The following is a 17,135-nucleotide window of genomic DNA, read 5'->3' as shown; positions in this document are numbered from 1 at the left end:
GTATCGCGTGCCGGGGTGCCGGGGTGCCGGGGTGCCGGGGTGCCACACGCTGCCGGCGGCGGCTCAGGCGGTGAGCAGCTCCAGCTCCGCCCGCAGGTTGTAGCGGGCGTTCGCCTCCCAGTGCCGCCGCCCGTGCGGTGTGCGGAACAGGCCGGGCTGTGCCAGCAGCCGCCGCAGCACCTCGGCGCGGCCGGCCCCGAACGCCTCCGCGGGCATGGCCGCGTACTCGAGCCGCACGGCGGCCGTGTAGTGCGCGTACTCCTCGGGCGCCCCGCCCAGGACCGCCAGATCCGCGTCGCACAGCGCCTCGCCGTCACGGTCGCCCGGGCCGGGGTCGTGGCCGGCCGTCAGCCGCACCAGGCGCGCGGTCGTGGCGACCCGGCGCGCCGGACAGCCCAGGTCCGGCAAGGCCCGCTCGGCCAGCAGGGCGCTGCGTTCCTCGTTGTCGCCGGACCCCGGCTCGTACACCGCGTCGTGGAACCAGGCCGCCAGCTCCACCGCCGCCGGATCGGCGGCGTGGCCGGACAGTTCGTCCAGACGGCCCAGGACCGCCCGGAGGTGGGAGAGCGAGTGGTACACGCGGTGCGGTTCCGACCAGCGGTCCAGCAGGGCGGCGCCGAGTTCCCCGGCGCCCGGCGCGTCGTCCAGCAGCGGCGGAAAGCGCGTCAGGAGTGAGGACATAACGCCATTCTCGCCCGAGTCACCCGAGGGCGTCTTTTCAAGCGCGGAGGAGCTGTGACACCCTCTGCTACATGTCTAGACCACTTCTTGAGGTGATCGCCCTCACCGCCGAGGACGCCGTCGCTGCGGAGACCGGCGGGGCGGACCGCCTCGAACTGGTCGCCGACATGGACGCCGACGGCCTCAGCCCCGCCATCGCCACGTTCACCGCCGTCCGCGACGCGGTCGACCTGCCGCTGCGCGTCATGCTGCGCCTCCAGGACGGCTTCGCCGCCGGGGACACCCCCCAGCTGGACCAGCTCTGCGCCACCGCGCGGGAACTGCGGGCCGCGGGCGCCGACGCCTACGTCCTCGGCTTCCTCGACGAGAGCGGCCTGGCCGACCTCGCCGCCGTCACCGCCCTCACCGAGGCCACTGGCCCCGCCGCCTGGACCTTCCACCGCGCCATCGACAGCACCGCCGACCGCTCCGCGCTGCGCAAGCAGCTCGACGGCACACCCGGCCTCGACACCTACCTCACCGCCGGCTCCCCGAACGGCGTGGACGGCGGCCTGGAGGTGCTGCGCACCGAGGCCGCCCGCACCGGCGCCGACGAGCCGGGATACCTGCCGCGCATCATGGTCGGCGGCGGCCTGCGGCTGGACCACCTCCCGCAGCTGCGCGCCGCCGGGCTCGACGCCTTCCACATCGGCGGCGCCGCCCGCCCGGCGGGCTGGGCCGGCCCGGTGGACGCCGACGCGGTACGCGCCTGGCGCGACGCCCTCGACCGGCCCGCGCACGACGGCACCGCCCTGGACCGGCCCGCGCACGCCTGAACCGACGGAGACGGTTGGAGGGGCCGGAGGGGGCCGCGCCTGCCGCGCACCGGGCCTGCCGCGCGCCGGGCGCGGAGGGCACCGGGCCGGTGCTGCCGTCAACGGCCGCCGGTCAACGGCAGCCCCGCCACTACCGGGTGCGGACGTCGACGGCCGCCGTCGACAGCTGGGCCGGGAGCGGCGCGTGGTGTGCCACCGCCAGCCCGGACACCGCGCGCGTCAGCGCCACGTACAGCCGCCGCAGCCCCGTCCGTTCGTCCGGCTCGCCGCTCACGATCGCGGCCGGTTCGTCGACCACCACGTAGTCGTACTCCAGGCCCTTGGCCAGTGACGTGGGCACCAGCGTCAGCCGCATCCCCGCACTGGTCTCCTCGCCCGGCGACAGATACGGCAGGCCCGCCGCGGTCAGCGCCCGTGCCAGCTCCGGCAACCGCGCGTCGGCCGCGATCAGCCCGACCGACCCCTCGTGCCCCAACGCCTCCCGGCAGGCAGCGACAGCCGCCCCGGCCAGCTCCTCCGGCGCCCCCACCGGCCGGATCTCCAGCGCCCCGGCCGACTCCCGCACCGAGGTCGCCTCCGACAGCTCCGGCGCGATGGCGGGGAGCAGCCGCGACGCGTAGGCGATCACCTGACGCGGCACACGGAACCCCTCCGTCAGCTCGCTGACCACCGCCTCCGGCTTGCCCAGATGGGTCAGCGCCTGCGCCCAGGTGTCGGTCGCCCACGGGGTGGTGCCCTGCGCCAGATCCCCCAGGACCGTCGCCGATCCCGTGGAGCAGCGCCGTCCCACCGCCCGGTACTGCATGGGCGAGAGATCCTGCGCCTCGTCCAGCACCACATGGCCCAGTGACGGGGTCCGCTCGATGACGTCACGCGCCTCGTCGATCAGTACGGCGTCGGCCGCAGACCACTTCGCCGACTTCACACCGCGCGCGGGACGCTCCCAGAGCAGCGTCTTCTGCTCCTCCTCGCTCAGCACCCCCGCGGCCTGCTCCGCCAGGAACTCCGCGTCCGACAGCAGCCGCAGCACCACCTTGGCCGCGTCCACCGGCGGCCAGACCTCCTTGACCACCGCCTTCACCGGACCGCTGCGCGCCACCGCCGCCTGCACCCGGTCGTCCGGGGCCTCCCCGGACCGCTCCATCCGCACCAGCACCGCGTGCGCGATCCGCTGCGGCAACGCCTCCCGGGCCGCGCCGTAGCGGATGTCGCGATCCAGCAGCTCCCGCACCAGCTCCTCGATCTCGTACGCCGGAATCCGCCACGTCCGCGAGCCACGCACCAGCACCAGCGACTCGGCGGGCATCCGCACCCCCGACCGCACCGCGCGGCGCAGCACCCGCGCCATCCGCGCGTCGCCCTTCAGTCGCGCGGCCGGCGTCGGGTCCACGCCGCGCACCTCCACATGCGCCACCAGGTCCGCGACCGTCGACTGCCGGACCTCCATCTCGCCCAGCGCCGGCAGCACCTGCTCGATGTACCGCAGGAACGAACTGTTCGGGCCCACCACCAGGGTTCCGCTGCGGGCCAGCCGCTCCCGGTGCGCGTACAGCAGGAACGCCACCCGGTGCAGACCCACCGCCGTCTTCCCGGTGCCCGGCGCACCCTGCACGCACAGCGTCTCCCCGAGCGGGGAGCGGACGATCTCGTCCTGCTCCGGCTGGATCGTCGCCACGATGTCCCGCATCGGCCCGACGCGGGGACGTTCGATCTCCCGTTGCAGCAGAGCCGAGCCCGACGCCGTGCCCGCCCCGCGGGCCCGCTCGTCGTCGGTGAGATGCGACAGGTGCTCGTCCTCGTACGCGGTCAGGTCGCCGCCGTCGTAACCGAACCGGCGGCGCAGCTCCACCCCCTGCGGGTCGGTGGGCGAGGCCCGGTAGAACGGCTGCGAGACGGGGGCACGCCAGTCGATGACCATCGGATCGCCGTCGGCGTCATGGACGTGACGCCGCCCGATGTAGAACCGGGTGCCGCTCTCGCCGTCGGCGTCCAGCGACCGCAGATAGTCCAGCCGCCCGAAGAACAGTGGGGTGCCCGCGAGGTCGGCCAGCGACTTGACGCGCTGCTCGATGTCGCCGCGCAGCACCTCGGCGTTGACCCAGTTCGCCGTGACGTCGGTGATGTCCAGCGCCTCGGCGTCGTCGCGCATCGCGCGGAGCGCGGCACGGGAGGCGGCGAGATGGTCGCGCTCGGCGCGCAGTGCAGGTGCAGGTGAGGCGGGCGCAGGTGCGGCGGGCTCCGGCGCGGCGGGCGGGGTGGGGTCCGTTGGTGCGGCGGGGGAGTGCGGTTCAGGGACGGCGGACATCGGCTACGGCCTCCGGGCGGTCACACGGCAGCGCCGCCGCCCGGTGCCTCCCCGGCGGCGTTGAACGCTGGAACGAGTCGTGAATGCCGGCCGGTTGCCGTGCGGCCGACGCCTCCCCGGCGCACCCGGCGCGGAAGGCAGCAAGGCGCGGAAGCCTAGAGCGGCGCCGCTCCGCACGCAAACCGGTTTCACGGCGCGGCAGGCCCGGGCGGTTCCGCTCAGCCGCCCGGCCCGGCCAGCAGCCGCACCTCCGCCGCCGCGTCGCCGAACTTCGCCCACCAGTGGTGGTGCCTGCGGTACACCTCCGGGTCCCGGCCGGCCAGCAGCGCCACCAGCCCCTCGGCCTCGGCGGACAGCGCCCGCCACACTCCGGCGGGCAGCGGACGGAACGCGGTCGCCTCGACCCCCGCGGCTGTCGCACGCCACACCCCGGCGACCCGGCCGTCCACCAGCAGCGTCGGCAGCATGTCCCCGTTGACGCGGGTCACCAGCGTCCGGTACTCGGCGGGGATCACGCGGGAACGGTCGGCGTAGGCCAGCAGGACGCTGTCCCACATCCCCAGCAGCCGGGGCGGCGCGGGCACGTCCCCCGGCGGACGTGGTGCGCCCGGCACGTCGTACAGCGTCTCCCCGGCAGGGCCCGGCAGCCGCTCCACACCGCCGCCCGGCGGGGCCGGTGCGCGGCCCGCGTCCGCCGGTGCGTGCGGTGCGTGCGGTGCGTCCGGTGCGTTCTGTGCGTCCGTCGCCGTCAGCGCCGCCAGAGCGTCGCGGATCCGGGCGCGCGGCACCAGCGAGAACTGGGCGACGTCCGCCACCGTGGCCGGGCCGAACGCCGTCAGGTAGCGGTGGACCAGGGCCGGCAGCGCGGCGTCCGCCGCCTCCCGGTCCAGCGGCGGGGGCATCTCGGCCGCCCGGTAGACGGGACGGTGCTCGAACGCCCACGGGCCACCACTGGGCCGGTGCACCAGCGTGGTGATCGCCCGCAGCGCCCGCCAGACCGCCGGATCCGCCGGAACGCCGGGGCGCGTACGCAGCCAGGCGTCGATCTCGGCGGTGGTGCGCGGCGTCCCGGCGAACCGCATCAGCTCGGGGACGAGCGCGTCGATCTCCTCGGGGCTCATCCCCGTCGCCCGGAACCGGCCGTCCAGCCGGGCCGCCCGCAGCGTCGGCTGCACCGCCGACCGGAAGGCGGGATAGTCGCGGGCGTGGACCGCGTGCAGGGTGATCCGCATCAACGTCGCCTTGACGACGACGCCGTCCGCGAAGGCGGTGTCCAGCTCCGAGGCGTCGAAGCCGGAGACGCGGTTCCACAGCGCCACGTAGGGGGAGGCGGGGTGCTGCGCCTGGAGCGCCACTGCGCGGCGGACGGCCTCCGGGACGGGCGACTCCTCCCGTTCCAGGAGCGACTGGCGGGCGAGCGTGGCCCGGTTCAGCCCGGCCTCGGTGATCGTCATGCCGGCATCATCGCCCCCCGCACACCCTGCTGGTCGGGGGGTCCGCGTGTCGTGCGGGCTCGGACCGTCCCCCGGTCCCGCGTTCCCCGCCCCCCCGTGCCGGGGACGGGGGTGCTCCCCGGAGGGGCGGACCGGTACCTGAGTCCGAGACGGACGGTACCCGCGTTCCAACCGGAGACCGATGCGGAGGACAGGGGCACGGGCGGACAGTGGAGCCATGGCTACCACCACCTTCACCCCCGCCGGACACCCCGCCGCCCACGGCGCCACCGCCCTCGGTGCACTGACCTCCGGGACGGTGTCCGGGTCGCACGCTCCGTCGCGCGACGAGCGGCGCCAGGAACGGGGACGCCTCGGCGGCGCCCTCCACACCGCCCGCGTCCTCTCCGGCGTCGTCGCCGACGTCGTCCTCCTCGGCCGCGTCGACGCCGAGCGTGACGGACGTACGGGCCACGCGGTCCGCCGCGTCCCGGCTGCCCGAGGGAGCCGGCGCGACGGATGAGGAGCGTCAACTCCGTCCGTGCGCGTGCGGCAGAGGCGTCCGGACGCGGCTCGCGCCGCCGGGCCAGGTGATGGCGACGGCGTCTCAGGAGCGAGTCGCGGCGACGAGGAGCAGGGACCGCGCGCGGCGCAGTTCGCACCAGGCCCTACAACCGGCAGGACGTGCGCCGGGCGCGGTGGGGAGCGGAGCCCGGATTCAGTCGTCCGAGTGGGTGGGCGCGCTGTGTTGGCGTGTGCCTCGTTGTACGGGTGAGGCGCGGGCGGACTGTCCGGTGCCGTACCTTGCCGGGGCCGCGCGGAGCGGGCCGGGCGATGACGTGAGGAGCTGGTTCACGATGACCGGAATGCGACAGGCCGCCCGTGCCGCCGTGGCGGCGTGTGCCGCCGTCCTGCTGACGCCCGCGGTGGCGTCCGCCGCCGACGGAGGCACGGCGCCGGGCCAGACCTTCGCGGGCGTGGCGACGGCGGCGGCCCAGCAGATGGTGGAGACGGGCGAACTGCTCGGGCAGGTCACCGAGGGCACGCCGCTCCAGCGGGACGAGCCGCACCTGCTCAAGGACGACGAGCTGCGCCTGCCGCTGCTTCCGGAGAAGCAGCTGAGGTGACGCCGAGCCCTGCGGGGGCCGACCCTCCCGTCTCCCGGGGCGGTCCCCCGCACGAGCGCGGTCGTCCACAGCCCGGCGTGTGGGACAGGACTTCCCGCCCACCTCTGGTGCGCGTGATGCGCGTCGTCGCCGCGCCACCCCCGATGGCGGGCTGCCTTCTCGTCCCGGCTTCGGTTCTGCCGTCGAGGGTTGTCAGCGGACGATGGTCTGGACTTCCTCGACGGTGATGTCGAGGGTGGTGGAGAAGTCGCCGTCGGGGAGGGTTCCGGAGTCGCCGAGGGAGTCGGTCCAGGTGATGTCCCAGGTCAGGGATGCTGAGAGTGGGTAGGTGCCGCTGTTGGTGGTGGCGCGGGTGTAGGTGATGCCGCAGGGTGGGGTGCCGCTGGCGCCGGGTGTCCAGGGTGTGCCGATGGTGCCGGCGCTCGCCTCGCAGACGCCGCTGGACGGGTGGGTTGTGGCGTCCGCCGTGCCGGGGCGCAGGGTGAGCCGGGCCGGGGTCGCGGTCGTCTCGGCCCACAGGCCGTAGCCGTCGAGTTCGGCGCGCACGGAGACCGGTTCGAACGCGGCGTCGTCCAGCCACACCCAGGTCGGGAAGTTGACCTTCTGCGGGACATCGGCCGGGTTCAGTGACACCTCGGTGTCCGGCACGCGGGTTCGTTCCCAGGCCAGTTCGGCGAGCAGCGTGGAGTCCACCACCCCGGGGCCGGGTGGCGGCGGGTCAGTGAAGTCCACCCAGAACGTGCGGGCCGCGCACGCCATCTGACCCTGATGGTCGGGGTGTTCGCGGTTGATCACCCGGGTCCAGAACATGCCCTCGTCCTGGAGATCCTTGTTGTAGTCGGGGAACTCGCCATCCTCCCCGAACCGGGCCTCGTGGCTGCTGTCGAAGCTCTCCCGCATGTCGTCGGCCCAGGTGTCACGGTTCGTGTTCGCGTAGAAGTCATCCCAGTGCGCGGCCATTTCGGCGGGGGTGTGCGTCGGAGCGTAGTAACACGCCGGTGGTGTCCACGGCGTGGAACTCTTCAACGCACCGGACCCACCGCCACCGCTGGTGACGGTGAAGGTAATCCGCGCCTGCGAGTTGAGCTCCCCCGCCTCGTGACCGGCGTCCGTCTCCACCGGGTCCTGCCGGGTGGGGTCGTTCTCGCGCCTGCCGTTGGCTTCGGCCACGCTCGACAGAAAGAAGGAAACGACAAGAACCGCCGACAGGGTGGTGATACCCGCTTTTCCGCTCAGTCGCATTCGGGCGCCTCTCCGACGAGCGCGTACTCCACGGTCTGCCAAACCCCGTCGCTGTCGGTTTCGAGACGGGTGGTGTAGAGGTCCGGCTTCGCACTCTCGTCCGCCGGGGACTTGACCTCCCCCGTCGCATGATCGATGTCTGTCACCTGGGAGTAGTCCCGGCAGAAGAAGACTCCTGCGGCGCCGTCTTCGAAGAGGGTGACCTCGCGGTCGAAGATTCTGGCCTGGCCGATCTGGGCGGTTCCTGACTCGACCAGGCTCTCGACCAGGTTGATGGAGCTGATGAGCGCCTCGTCGGCGATGTAGTAGGTCAGCGCCGGATAGGCGGTGTCCTGCTGGTTGATCGCGGCGTCGACGGCGTCGAAGTAGCCGCGGCTGTCGCGGAGGATGGCGTCCTTGACGTCGTCGCCGGTGGCGTCGTCTTCGTAGATGTTCTCGAAGTCGTCGCCGAGGTCGATCTCGGGGCGGTCGTCGTCCTCTTCGTCTTCGGGCTCCGGCTCGTCCTGATCGTCCGCGTCCCCATCGGTGTCGTCGGCGGGCTCGCTCTGGTCGACGCCGGGCGGGGTGTCGTCTGCAGTGTCGGTGCCGTCGTCGCCGCTTCCGCAGGCGCCGAGGACCAGTGCGGCACACACCACGGCGGACAGGGCGGTCGTCGTGCGACGGACCCGGCGAACACTGCTCACAACTCACTCCACTCTTCAGATGACTTACCGAACCTACGCAAGCCCGCCCTGTGACTGTAGGGGCTGACGGTGACAGCTATGTCACAGTCGGCTCTGACTCGGCTTCGGTTCTGCCGTCGAGGGTTGTCAGCGGACGATTGTCTGGACTTCTTCGACGGTGATGTCGAGGGTGGTGGAGAAGTCGCCGTCGGGGAGGGTGCCTGAGTCGCCGAGGGAGTCGGTCCAGGTGATGTCCCAGGTCAGGGATGCTGAGAGTGGGTAGGTGCCGCTGTTGGTGGTGGCGCGGGTGTAGGTGATGCCGCAGGGTGGGGTGCCGCTGGCGCCGGGTGTCCAGGGTGTGCCGATGGTGCCGGCGCTTGCCTCGCAGATGCTGCTGGGTGGGTGGGTTGTGGCGTCGTCTGTGCCGGGGCGCAGGGTGAGCCGGGCCGGGGTCGCGGTCGTTTCGGCCCACAGGCCGTAGCCGTCGAGTTCGGCGCGCACGGAGACTGGTTCGAACGCGGCGTCGTCCAGCCACACCCAGGTGGGGAGGTTGACCTTCTGCGGGGCGTCGGCCGGGTTCAGTGACACCTCGGTGTCCGGTACGCGGGTTCGTTCCCAGGCCAGTTCGGCGAGCAGCGTGGAGTCCACCACCCCGGGGCCGGGTGGCGGCGGGTCGGTGAAGTCCACCCAGAAGATGCGGGCCGCGCACGCCATTTGTCCAGTGCGGTCCGGGTGTTCGCGGTTGATCACCCGGGTCCAGAACATGCCCTCGCCCTGGAGATCCTTGTTGTAGTCGGGGAACTCGTCAGCGTCTGGCCCGTAGGTCGCCTCGTGGGCGTCCTTCATATCGTTCAGGTCGTGTTCGGGCCACGGTGGGCTTGTCTTGCCGGCGTAGAACTCGGCCCAGTACTGCTCGAACTCCTCCGGCGTGTGTGTCGGAGCGTAATAACACGCGGGCGGGGTCCATGGCGTGGAACTCTGCAACGCACCGGACCCACCGCCCCCACCGGTCACGGTGAACGTGATCCGCGCCTGTGCGTTGATCTCCCGGCCGTCAGCACCGCCCCCGGACTCCGGCTTCTGCTCAGTTTCTCTTTCCGCTCCATCGCGATCTTCGGCTACTGCTGTGCCCGCCCCCGCAGCCAGCAGAATCGCTACCGTGACACAGAGAAGTACCGGACGTCGCTTCATGCGCACTCACTTGCTTCGCCGACGACCTGGTAGTCAACGGTCTGCCAGACACCTTGATCGCTCAGTTCGAGGCGCGTTGTGTAGTGGGTTGCCTTCGCATCCTCATCCATCGGCGACCCGACCTCTCCGGTGTCCTTGTCGACGTTCGCAACTGCCGAGAAATCGCGGCAGAAGCTGACAGCCGCTGACTCGCTATCGAACGTGGTCACCTCGCGGTTGAAGATGCGAGCGCTTCCCGTCGGAACTCGGTTTCCATCGATTACCCGGTCAAGTACGTCGATCGTTCGCGTGAACGCGTCGCCGGTGATGTAGTAGCTGAGCGCCGGGTGCTCCACGTTCTGGTGGATGATCGCGGCGTCGACGGCGTCGAAGTAGCCGCGGCTGTCGCGGAGGATGGCGTCCTTGACGTCGTCGCCGGTGGCGTCGTCTTCGTAGATGTTCTCGAAGTCGTTGCCGAGGTCGATCTCGGGGCGGTCGTCGTCCTCTTCGTCTTCGGGCTCCGGCTCGTCCTGATCGTCCGCGTCCCCATCGGTGTCGTCGGCGGGCTCGCTCTGGTCGACGCCGGGCGGGGTGTCGTCTGCAGTGTCGGTGCCGTCGTCGCCGGCTCCGCAGGCGCCGAGGACCAGTGCGGCACACACCACGGCGGACAGGGCGGTCGTCGTGCGACGGACCCGGCGAACACTGCTCACAACTCACTCCACTCTTCAGGCGACTTGTCGAACCTACGCAGGTTCGCCGTGTGACTGTAGAGGCTGACGGTGACAGTCCTGTCACGTTCCGCTCCGCGCGCTGTGGTTGTCCCGGGCCGCTGCTCCCCGCCCTGCCTGGCCGTCAGCGCCTCGGGGTGATCGGGGCTATGGAGTGGCGGCCCCACGCGACGAAGAGGGCGACCGCGGCCAGGGCGATGTTCATCGGGGTGTCGGCAGCCTCCCCCCGCGAGAGGTGGAAAACCGCCGCCGATGCCATCAGCGCCGCGCACCCCAGTGCGGCGAGCACGGTCACGCGTGGGGCGATGCGGGTGAGGGACGGCAGGAGGATGCCGAGGCCGCCCAGGAGGTCGAGGACCGCGCTGGTGCAGAGCAGGGCGGCCGGTACCTCGGCTGCCCAGGCGAAGCTGTCGGCCAGCTCCTGGACCGGGGTGACGAGCTTGAAGATGCCACCACCGACCAGGAGTACGGCGAGGGCGGCCTGGGCGACCCAGAGCGCGACGCCCGCGCGGCGGGGCCGCCTGCCCGGGTGGCGTGCTGCCGAGGGCGACACAGGGGGATCGACGGACACGGGCATGGCACTCCTCCTTCGCCGGCCGCCTCGGCCGGGGCCTCTCATCCTAGCCTGATCGTCCACTACTGAACAGACCGTTCAATACATTACACCGAGTAGGTTTGAGTACGGGGCTGGGTAGTGTGGGGGCGTGGATGCGCAGGGGACGGGTGACGAGCTGGACCCGCGGGTGGTGCGGACCCGCCGCGATGTCGTGGACGCGGCCACCGAGATCCACCTCGCCGAAGGATGGGCGGCGGTGACCCATGCCGAGGTCGCCCGTCGTTCGGGCTACGCGAAGGCCACGATCTACACGCACTGGCCCACTCGCCTGGACCTGATCCGTGCCTCGGTCGGGCAGATCTGCGGTGCGGCGGGTCACCCGGAGCCGACCGGTGACCTCAGGGCGGACCTGATCGCCGGCCTCTCGGACTTCGCCGAGGACCTGTCCCAGGGGCATCTGGCCCGCGTCATCGGCGGCATCCTGGAGCGTGCCGACAGTGACCCCGCGGTCGACGAGCTACGCCGGCAGGTGAACGCCGAGGGCACCCGCTCGCTGGAGTCGGTCCTGCGCGCTCACCTCGCCCCGGGCGCGGTCGAGCCCTCCCTGGCGCTGCTCACCGGGGCGGTGTTCACCCGGACTGCGATTCAGGCGCTGCCCGCCGATGCCGCCTTCGTGGCCGATGTCGTCGACCGGGTCCTGCTGGCCGCCGAGCGCACGGACGACGGCTGACGGGACGCCGGCGCGCGGGCGGATACGTCGGCGTGGGCGGTCATGCCGGGGCGGGCGGTCATGCCGGGGCGGGCGGTCATGCCGGCGCCGACGGGCACATCGACGCGGACGGACGAACCGCCCGCGTCGCGGTCACCCCTCCGCCTCCGGCTCCGCCGCCTCGTCCAGGTCGGAGGCGTCCATGATGCGGTAGGCGTAGCCCTGCTCCGCGAGGAAGCGCTGGCGGTGGGCGGCGAAGTCCTGGTCGACGGTGTCGCGCGCGACGACCGAGTAGAACCGGGCCTCGTGTCCGTCGGCCTTCGGCCGGAGCACCCGGCCGAGGCGCTGGGCCTCCTCCTGCCGGGAGCCGAAGGTTCCGGAGACCTGGATGGCGACGGTCGCCTCGGGCAGGTCCACGGAGAAGTTGGCGACCTTGGAGACCACCAGGACCGGGACCTCGCCGGTGCGGAACGCCTCGAACAGCTTCTCCCGCTGCGCGTTGCTGGTCTCGCCCTTGATCACGGGCGCGTCGAGTTGCTCGCCCAGCTCGTCCAGCTGGTCGATGTACTGGCCGATGACCAGGGTCTGTTCCCCGGCGTGGAGGCGGACCAGCCGTTCGGTGACGCGCCGCTTGGAGTCGGTCGTCGCGCAGAAGCGGTACTTCTCGTCGGACTCGGCGGTGGCGTAGGCGAGGCGCTCGGAGTCGGTGAGGTCGACCCGGACCTCGACGCAGTCGGCCGGTGCGATGTAGCCCTGTGCCTCGATCTCCTTCCACGGCGCGTCGAACCGCTTGGGGCCGATGAGGGAGAAGACGTCGGACTCCCGGCCGTCCTCGCGCACCAGGGTCGCGGTGAGGCCGAGACGGCGGCGGGCCTGGAGGTCGGCGGTGAACTTGAAGACGGGCGCCGGAAGCAGGTGGACCTCGTCGTAGACGACCAGGCCCCAGTCGCGGGAGTCGAACAGCTCCAGGTGCGGGTAGACGCCCTTCCGGCGAGTGGTCAGCACCTGGTAGGTGGCGATGGTGACGGGCCGAATCTCCTTGCGGGTGCCGCTGTACTCGCCGATCTCTTCCTCGGTCAGCGAGGTGCGGCGCACCAGCTCCGCCTTCCACTGCCGGGCAGAGACCGTGTTGGTGACCAGGATCAGGGTGGTGGACTTGGCGGTCGCCATGGCGCCCGCGCCCACCAGGGTCTTGCCCGCGCCGCACGGCAGCACGACGACGCCGGAGCCGCCGTGCCAGAACCCCTCGACCGCCTGCTGCTGGTAGGGCCGCAGCTGCCAGCCGTCCTCGCGCAGCTCGATCGGGTGGGCCTCGCCGTCGACGTAGCCCGCGAGGTCCTGCGCCGGCCAGCCCAGCTTGAGGAGGGTCTGTTTGATCTGTCCGCGCTCGGAGGGGTGCACCGCCACGGTGTCGGGGTCCACCCGCTCACCGACCAGCGGCTTCACCTTCTTCGAACGCAGGATCTCCTCCAGCACCGGCCGGTCGGTGGTCTGGAGCACCAGGCCGTGGGCGGGGTGCTTGCTGAGGGTCAGCCGCCCGTACCGGGACATGGTCTCCGCGACGTCCACCAGGAGTGCCTGCGGCACGGGGTAGCGGGAGTAGCTGATGAGGGCGTCCACCACCTGCTCGGCGTCGTGCCCGGCGGCGCGCGCGTTCCACAGACCCAGGGGCGTCAGCCGGTAGGTGTGGATGTGCTCCGGCGCCCGCTCCAGCTCGGCGAAGGGCGCGATGGCGCGGCGGCAGTCGGCCGCCCGCTCGTGGTCGACCTCCAGCAGCAGCGTCTTGTCGCTCTGCACGATCAGTGGCCCGTTCACACGCTCTCCTCCGCTCCGGACGTCGACCCGAACCGGGCCAAGCTTCCAGTGTCGCATTCGTCCGATGGGAACAGCGGCGGCATCTCTCTCACCCGACAGAGTGAGAGCCACAGACATACAGCCAGGAATCGGCTAACGTCGTTTTCTGACGCCAGGAGCAGTGAAAATGTCATGACCGTACGCTGAGGAGCCCCCATGCTGCTTCGCTTCCGAGTGACGAACCACGCGTCGCTGCGCCAGGAGCAGGAGCTGTCGTTGATCGCCGAGCAGCACCGGGAGACCCGGGTCGAACGGGTCGTTCCCCGCAGTGACCACAGGACCGTCGCGGTTGCCGGTGTCTTCGGGCCCAACGCCTCGGGCAAGTCCAACGTGATCCACGCGATGGTGTGGATGCGTTCCGCCGTGGCGCACTCCTTCGCGCGATGGGCGCCTGCCGGAGGCGTACCGCGCCGTCCCTTCGCTCTCGACCGCGACAGTGGCGCGCCGAGTACGTACGTCGTCGACATCGTCATCGACGGGGTGCGGTACGAGTACGGATTCAGCTGTGACGATCGGGAATTCACCGAGGAATGGCTCTACGGCTATCCCGAAGGGCGGCGTCGCAAGCTGTTCGAGCGAGCAGCCGGAGGCCGGCCCGAGTTCGGGCGCAACCTGACCGGCGGGGTGCGGACGATCGCCAAGCTGATTCGGCCGAACAGCCTGTTCCTCTCCGTCGCGGCGGCGCAGAACCACGCGCTGCTGGGCGAGATCTACCAGTGGTTCCGTAGCTCTTTCCGCTCCGCGACCGACTACGACCTCGCCTCCAGGCTCCGCTTCACCGCCGACCACTACCTCGCGGGGGCGGGAGCCGGCGAGCCGATCATGCAACTGCTGCGCTACGCGGACTTCGGTATCGGCGAGATCGCCGTGGTGGATGCCGAACCAGAACGTGAAGCCGAGCACGAGCGGTTGGAGCGGGCAATCCGCGAGGCCATGGGAGAGCGATTCGTCGCGATCGAGCAGGACCCGACGGACCGCGTCCGCATGGAGCACCGGACCGACGAGGGCGCCTTCACCCTCGGCCTGGCCGAGGAGTCGAGCGGTACACGGACGTGGGCCGGGCTCCTCGGCCCGGTGTTCTTCACGTTGGCCCACGGGACTCTGCTCTGCGTCGACGAGCTCGATGCCCGTCTGCACCCGAACCTCACGGACGCGCTGGTCGGGCTGTTCCAGTCGCCTGAGACCAACGTCAACGGGGCGCAACTGGTCTTCAGCACCCACGAGCCTTCGCTCCTGGGGCACAACACGCGCACCGAACTGGGGCGGGATCAGGTGTGGCTGACCGAGAAGGGCGCGGATGGCGCGACGACGCTGTTCCCGCTGTCCGACTTCCAGGTCAGGGACTCGTCGGAGAACAAGGAGAAGCGCTACCTGGTGGGCCGGTACGGCGCGGTGCCGTTCTTCGACGAGCGGATTCTCGAATCGATCGTGTCGGCACTCAGGGGTGGGAGCGGGGATGGGCAGGCGTCCGAAGGAACTGGGGCGGGCCGGGAGAAGGTCGCCTGAGAAGCGGAGGGTCCTGGTCTACTGCGAGGACGAGTGTGCAGGGCGGCAGTACTTCCTCGGCCTGCGCGCGGAGCTGCGATACCACCCGGTGCAGATAGCGATTGGCGACGGCTGCGGCGAGCCGCTGGGACTGGTCCGTGACGCCATCGCCCATCGGAAGCGGGCACCGACCAGCCCGGCCGACCGGCGGAGCGGCTACGACGAGGTCTGGTGCGTGATCGATGTGGAGAGTCCGCCGCACGCTCGTCTTCATGAGGCACTGGCACTAGCCAGGGGCGAGAACATTCGGGTGGCACTCACCAACCCGTGCTTCGATCTGTGGATCCTGCTGCACTTCTCAGACGTCACCGCGCACGTCCTGCCGCAGGCCATCCAGAAGCGGATCGAGACGGAGACGGCTTGCGGGTTCACCGCACGTCGCAAGCACTTGCGTTTCGAGGCGCTGGAGGGGCGTCATGATGGCGCGGCGGAGCGGGCGCAGAGCATCCGTGCCCGAGCCGAGAGTGTGGGCCGTGCGGGTCCGCTCCTGGCCAATCCGTGGGTTGAGGTCGATCTGATGGTGGCCGAGCCGCGCCGTCGGTGAGCGCCCGCGCCGGGGCCGGGCCGGGCCCGGGTTTGGGCCGAACGGGTGGTGGGTCGGGGCGAAATGGCCAGGTGCGCTTCGGCGGGTGCGGCGGCGGTTAGCTTCCGATCATGGACACTCTGATCTTCGCCGGGATGTTCTTCACCTGGTACGCGATGGTCCGTGAGCGGCCGCGGGGCGGTCTGGTGGCCGGCTGGTGGGTACTGCTGCTGGCCGCGCTCGGGCTCTTCGCGTTCCACGTCGGTGGCGATCTCTCCCTGGGGCTGAGCTTCTGATGGCGGTGCTGGTACCGGACCGGTTGGCGCAGACCGGGGAGCGCCCCTCGGGGCTGGAACGAGGGCAGTACTGGTTCGCCTGCCTTTTCGTGACGGGCTGGAGCGGGGTGCTGGCGGTGGGGCTCCACCACCAGTTCACGACGGGGGAGCAGCCCTGCCCGCTGGCCATGCTCCAGCGGACCTTCATGGTCCTGGCCGTGCTGGGCGCCGCGTACATCGTGCGCCGGGGCCTGTCGGGCGGGCTGTCGAGCCGGGACTACATGACCGGCTGGGGCCTGGTGCTGGTCGCCTGTGTGGCCGGATCGCTGGTCGCCTGGCGGCAGACGATGCTGCACATCCTGCCGGGGGACGAGGGGTACGGAAGCGCGGTGCTGGGGCTGCACCTGTACGTGTGGGCGCTGATCCTGTTCCAGCTGTCGGTGGTGGCGGTCGGCTGCGCGATGACGGTGGCGCACCGGGTGGACGGCGAGCGGCTGCCGGTGCGCGGGGCCGGGCTGCGGTTCGGCTGGTTCGCGCTGGTCGTGGCCGGGCTGGTGATCGTGGTGAACCTGGTGACGGTCTTCCTGCTGGAGGGTTTCCATCTGACGCTGCCGGGTGATCCCGAGCGCTGGCAGTTCTTCTACGACGTGGGTCTGCTGGGCTGACGCGGGAGGGCGCTCCCGCCGTTGCCGGTCCCCGTCCGCGCGGTGGTGCGGGCGGGGACCGGCGCGTGGTGGCCGAGGTGTGTGCGGGGCGGCCGGTCAGCAGTCGGGGATCACACGTCCGCTGTTGTCCCTGGCCTCGTCGTTGCCCCAGCGGCTGAGGAAGTAGGCCGGGACGTAGGCGCCGCGTCCGTTGGCACCGGGGTAGGTCTGGTCCAGGTCGGTCCTCAGCCACCAGTGGTTGTGGCCGTAGACGCCGTCGTAGCGGGCGCCCCACACCTTGCAGAAGACGTAGTGGGTGCCCTGGTACAGCAGGCCCTGCGGGCTGGAGGTGTCGGGGCCGGCGTAGCCCTCGGTCTGGGCGAAGGTGTCGACGTAGTACAGGCCGGGGTCACCCCCGCCGCCGCAACCGTTGTCGCTGGTCAGGTGGTTGGTGTGGTAGCGGGCGGGGTACGGCAGGCCGGAACCGTTGATGACGATGTTCTGGCCGACGCCGTTGAGCAGCTGCTCGTAGTGGATGTGGGCGCCGGAGGAGTTCCCGGTGGATCCGGTGGTGCCGATCTGCCGGCCCTGTTCGACCCAGGTGCCGGAGGGGACCGAGAAGTCCTGGAGATGGAAGTAGTAGGTGGTCCAGCCGCCGCCGTGGTCGATGACGATGTAGTTGCCCGCACCGCTCGGCTGGGAGTGGCGGGTGGCGGTGCCGGCCGCTGAGGCGAGGACGGGCGCGCCGGCTGTCGCGCCGCCGTCGGAGCGGACGAAGTCCAGCGCGCGGCGGACCTCCGCCGAGTGGTGGCTGTAGGTCCACTGCTGTCCGCAGGCGAAGGGGGCCTTGAAGTCGGGCGCCTGGG

At 71.5% G+C, this 17,135-nt stretch carries 18 protein-coding genes; 8 read left to right on the top strand and 10 right to left on the bottom strand.

The annotated features are described in order from the left end of the window. Positions 1-63 precede the first annotated feature (63 nt). Positions 64-681 (bottom strand): HD domain-containing protein, encoded by a 618-nt coding sequence (locus E0D90_RS13880; protein ID WP_130798403.1) that lies wholly within the window; start codon positions 679-681, stop codon positions 64-66. A gap of 71 nt (positions 682-752) precedes the next feature. Between E0D90_RS13880 and E0D90_RS13875 the strand changes: the two genes are divergently transcribed. Next, positions 753-1,496 carry a copper homeostasis protein CutC gene (locus E0D90_RS13875; protein WP_130798401.1) on the top strand — a complete coding sequence of 248 codons (744 nt, stop codon included), beginning with the start codon at positions 753-755 and terminating at the stop codon, positions 1,494-1,496. A 130-nt stretch (positions 1,497-1,626) separates the two neighbouring features. Here E0D90_RS13875 and E0D90_RS13870 read toward each other — a convergent pair whose 3' ends face one another. Both E0D90_RS13870 and E0D90_RS13865 read right to left on the bottom strand, forming a co-directional pair. Next, positions 1,627-3,801 (bottom strand): HelD family protein, encoded by a 2,175-nt coding sequence (locus E0D90_RS13870; protein WP_130798399.1) that lies wholly within the window; start codon positions 3,799-3,801, stop codon positions 1,627-1,629. 218 nt (positions 3,802-4,019) lie between these two features. Further along, a complete protein-coding gene (locus tag E0D90_RS13865) occupies positions 4,020-5,255 on the bottom strand; it encodes a winged helix DNA-binding domain-containing protein (RefSeq protein ID WP_130798397.1) in 1,236 nt (411 codons plus the stop codon). A 217-nt stretch (positions 5,256-5,472) separates the two neighbouring features. On the opposite strand from E0D90_RS13865, the gene E0D90_RS13860 reads away from it, so the two are divergent. Continuing rightward, entirely contained in the window at positions 5,473-5,757 is a 285-nt protein-coding gene (locus E0D90_RS13860) for a hypothetical protein (protein ID WP_130798395.1), read from the top strand. A 334-nt stretch (positions 5,758-6,091) separates the two neighbouring features. Further along, entirely contained in the window at positions 6,092-6,361 is a 270-nt protein-coding gene (locus E0D90_RS13855) for a hypothetical protein (protein WP_103504364.1), read from the top strand. Between the two features lie 192 nt (positions 6,362-6,553). Here the strand turns inward: E0D90_RS13855 and E0D90_RS13850 are convergent, their stop codons facing one another. The 5 genes from E0D90_RS13850 to E0D90_RS13830 all read right to left on the bottom strand — a co-directional run bounded on the left by E0D90_RS13850 (position 6,554) and on the right by E0D90_RS13830 (position 10,740). Next, positions 6,554-7,531 (bottom strand): hypothetical protein, encoded by a 978-nt coding sequence (locus E0D90_RS13850; RefSeq protein WP_130798393.1) that lies wholly within the window; start codon positions 7,529-7,531, stop codon positions 6,554-6,556. Between the two features lie 62 nt (positions 7,532-7,593). Further along, on the bottom strand, positions 7,594-8,286 hold the full coding sequence (locus tag E0D90_RS13845; RefSeq protein ID WP_130798391.1) for a hypothetical protein: 693 nt from the start codon (positions 8,284-8,286) through the stop codon (positions 7,594-7,596). 126 nt (positions 8,287-8,412) lie between these two features. Further along, positions 8,413-9,111, bottom strand: a complete 699-nt coding sequence (locus E0D90_RS13840) for a hypothetical protein (protein WP_130798389.1) — start codon at positions 9,109-9,111, stop codon at positions 8,413-8,415. 341 nt (positions 9,112-9,452) lie between these two features. Then, positions 9,453-10,145 (bottom strand): hypothetical protein, encoded by a 693-nt coding sequence (locus E0D90_RS13835; protein ID WP_130798387.1) that lies wholly within the window; start codon positions 10,143-10,145, stop codon positions 9,453-9,455. Between the two features lie 142 nt (positions 10,146-10,287). Further along, positions 10,288-10,740, bottom strand: coding sequence for a DoxX family protein (locus E0D90_RS13830; protein ID WP_130798385.1), 453 nt, complete (start codon positions 10,738-10,740; stop codon positions 10,288-10,290). 127 nt (positions 10,741-10,867) lie between these two features. Here E0D90_RS13830 and E0D90_RS13825 point away from each other — a divergent pair, with 127 nt between their 5' ends. After that, positions 10,868-11,449, top strand: coding sequence for a TetR/AcrR family transcriptional regulator (locus E0D90_RS13825; protein WP_130798383.1), 582 nt, complete (start codon positions 10,868-10,870; stop codon positions 11,447-11,449). 132 nt (positions 11,450-11,581) lie between these two features. On the opposite strand, the gene E0D90_RS13820 is transcribed toward E0D90_RS13825, so the two are convergent. Continuing rightward, the gene (locus E0D90_RS13820) at positions 11,582-13,243 is read right to left on the bottom strand and encodes a DNA repair helicase XPB (RefSeq protein ID WP_130798381.1); all 1,662 of its coding nucleotides are present in this window, start codon (positions 13,241-13,243) and stop codon (positions 11,582-11,584) included. Positions 13,244-13,438: 195 nt separating this feature from the next. Between E0D90_RS13820 and E0D90_RS13815 the strand changes: the two genes are divergently transcribed. From E0D90_RS13815 to E0D90_RS13805, 4 genes are all read left to right on the top strand, one after another. Further along, positions 13,439-14,788, top strand: a complete 1,350-nt coding sequence (locus E0D90_RS13815; RefSeq protein WP_130798379.1) for an AAA family ATPase — start codon at positions 13,439-13,441, stop codon at positions 14,786-14,788. Beyond that, positions 14,739-15,371, top strand: a complete 633-nt coding sequence (locus E0D90_RS13810; RefSeq protein WP_130798377.1) for an RloB family protein — start codon at positions 14,739-14,741, stop codon at positions 15,369-15,371. The genes E0D90_RS13815 and E0D90_RS13810 overlap by 50 nt, the downstream gene beginning before the upstream one ends. A gap of 110 nt (positions 15,372-15,481) precedes the next feature. Further along, positions 15,482-15,646, top strand: a complete 165-nt coding sequence (locus E0D90_RS27220; protein ID WP_170214971.1) for a DUF5993 family protein — start codon at positions 15,482-15,484, stop codon at positions 15,644-15,646. Then, positions 15,646-16,290 (top strand): disulfide bond formation protein B, encoded by a 645-nt coding sequence (locus tag E0D90_RS13805; RefSeq protein WP_130798375.1) that lies wholly within the window; start codon positions 15,646-15,648, stop codon positions 16,288-16,290. Before E0D90_RS27220 ends, E0D90_RS13805 begins: the two co-directional genes overlap by 1 nt. A 96-nt stretch (positions 16,291-16,386) precedes the next feature. Here E0D90_RS13805 and E0D90_RS13800 read toward each other — a convergent pair. Next, a partial coding sequence (locus tag E0D90_RS13800; protein ID WP_130798373.1) for a M23 family metallopeptidase occupies positions 16,387-17,135 on the bottom strand: 749 nt, incomplete at its 5' end.

This window comes from Streptomyces otsuchiensis, from assembly GCF_004305975.1.
In the GTDB taxonomy this organism is placed as follows: domain Bacteria; phylum Actinomycetota; class Actinomycetes; order Streptomycetales; family Streptomycetaceae; genus Streptomyces; species Streptomyces otsuchiensis.
This window is presented reverse-complemented; position numbering and strand designations above follow the sequence as displayed.

Excerpts from the sequence above, each read along its gene's own strand:
- E0D90_RS13875 (WP_130798401.1), top strand. The coding sequence starts at position 753 with ATGTCTAGACCACTTCTTGAGGTGATCGCCCTCACCGCCGAGGACGCC.
- E0D90_RS13865 (WP_130798397.1), bottom strand. The coding sequence starts at position 5,255 with ATGACGATCACCGAGGCCGGGCTGAACCGGGCCACGCTCGCCCGCCAG.
- E0D90_RS13830 (WP_130798385.1), bottom strand. The coding sequence starts at position 10,740 with ATGCCCGTGTCCGTCGATCCCCCTGTGTCGCCCTCGGCAGCACGCCAC.
- E0D90_RS13880 (WP_130798403.1), bottom strand. The coding sequence starts at position 681 with ATGTCCTCACTCCTGACGCGCTTTCCGCCGCTGCTGGACGACGCGCCG.
- E0D90_RS13870 (WP_130798399.1), bottom strand. The coding sequence starts at position 3,801 with ATGTCCGCCGTCCCTGAACCGCACTCCCCCGCCGCACCAACGGACCCC.
- E0D90_RS13855 (WP_103504364.1), top strand. The coding sequence starts at position 6,092 with ATGACCGGAATGCGACAGGCCGCCCGTGCCGCCGTGGCGGCGTGTGCC.
- E0D90_RS27220 (WP_170214971.1), top strand. The coding sequence starts at position 15,482 with ATGGACACTCTGATCTTCGCCGGGATGTTCTTCACCTGGTACGCGATG.
- E0D90_RS13860 (WP_130798395.1), top strand. The coding sequence starts at position 5,473 with ATGGCTACCACCACCTTCACCCCCGCCGGACACCCCGCCGCCCACGGC.
- E0D90_RS13815 (WP_130798379.1), top strand. The coding sequence starts at position 13,439 with ATGCTGCTTCGCTTCCGAGTGACGAACCACGCGTCGCTGCGCCAGGAG.
- E0D90_RS13805 (WP_130798375.1), top strand. The coding sequence starts at position 15,646 with ATGGCGGTGCTGGTACCGGACCGGTTGGCGCAGACCGGGGAGCGCCCC.
- E0D90_RS13840 (WP_130798389.1), bottom strand. The coding sequence starts at position 9,111 with ATGAAGGACGCCCACGAGGCGACCTACGGGCCAGACGCTGACGAGTTC.
- E0D90_RS13810 (WP_130798377.1), top strand. The coding sequence starts at position 14,739 with ATGGGCAGGCGTCCGAAGGAACTGGGGCGGGCCGGGAGAAGGTCGCCT.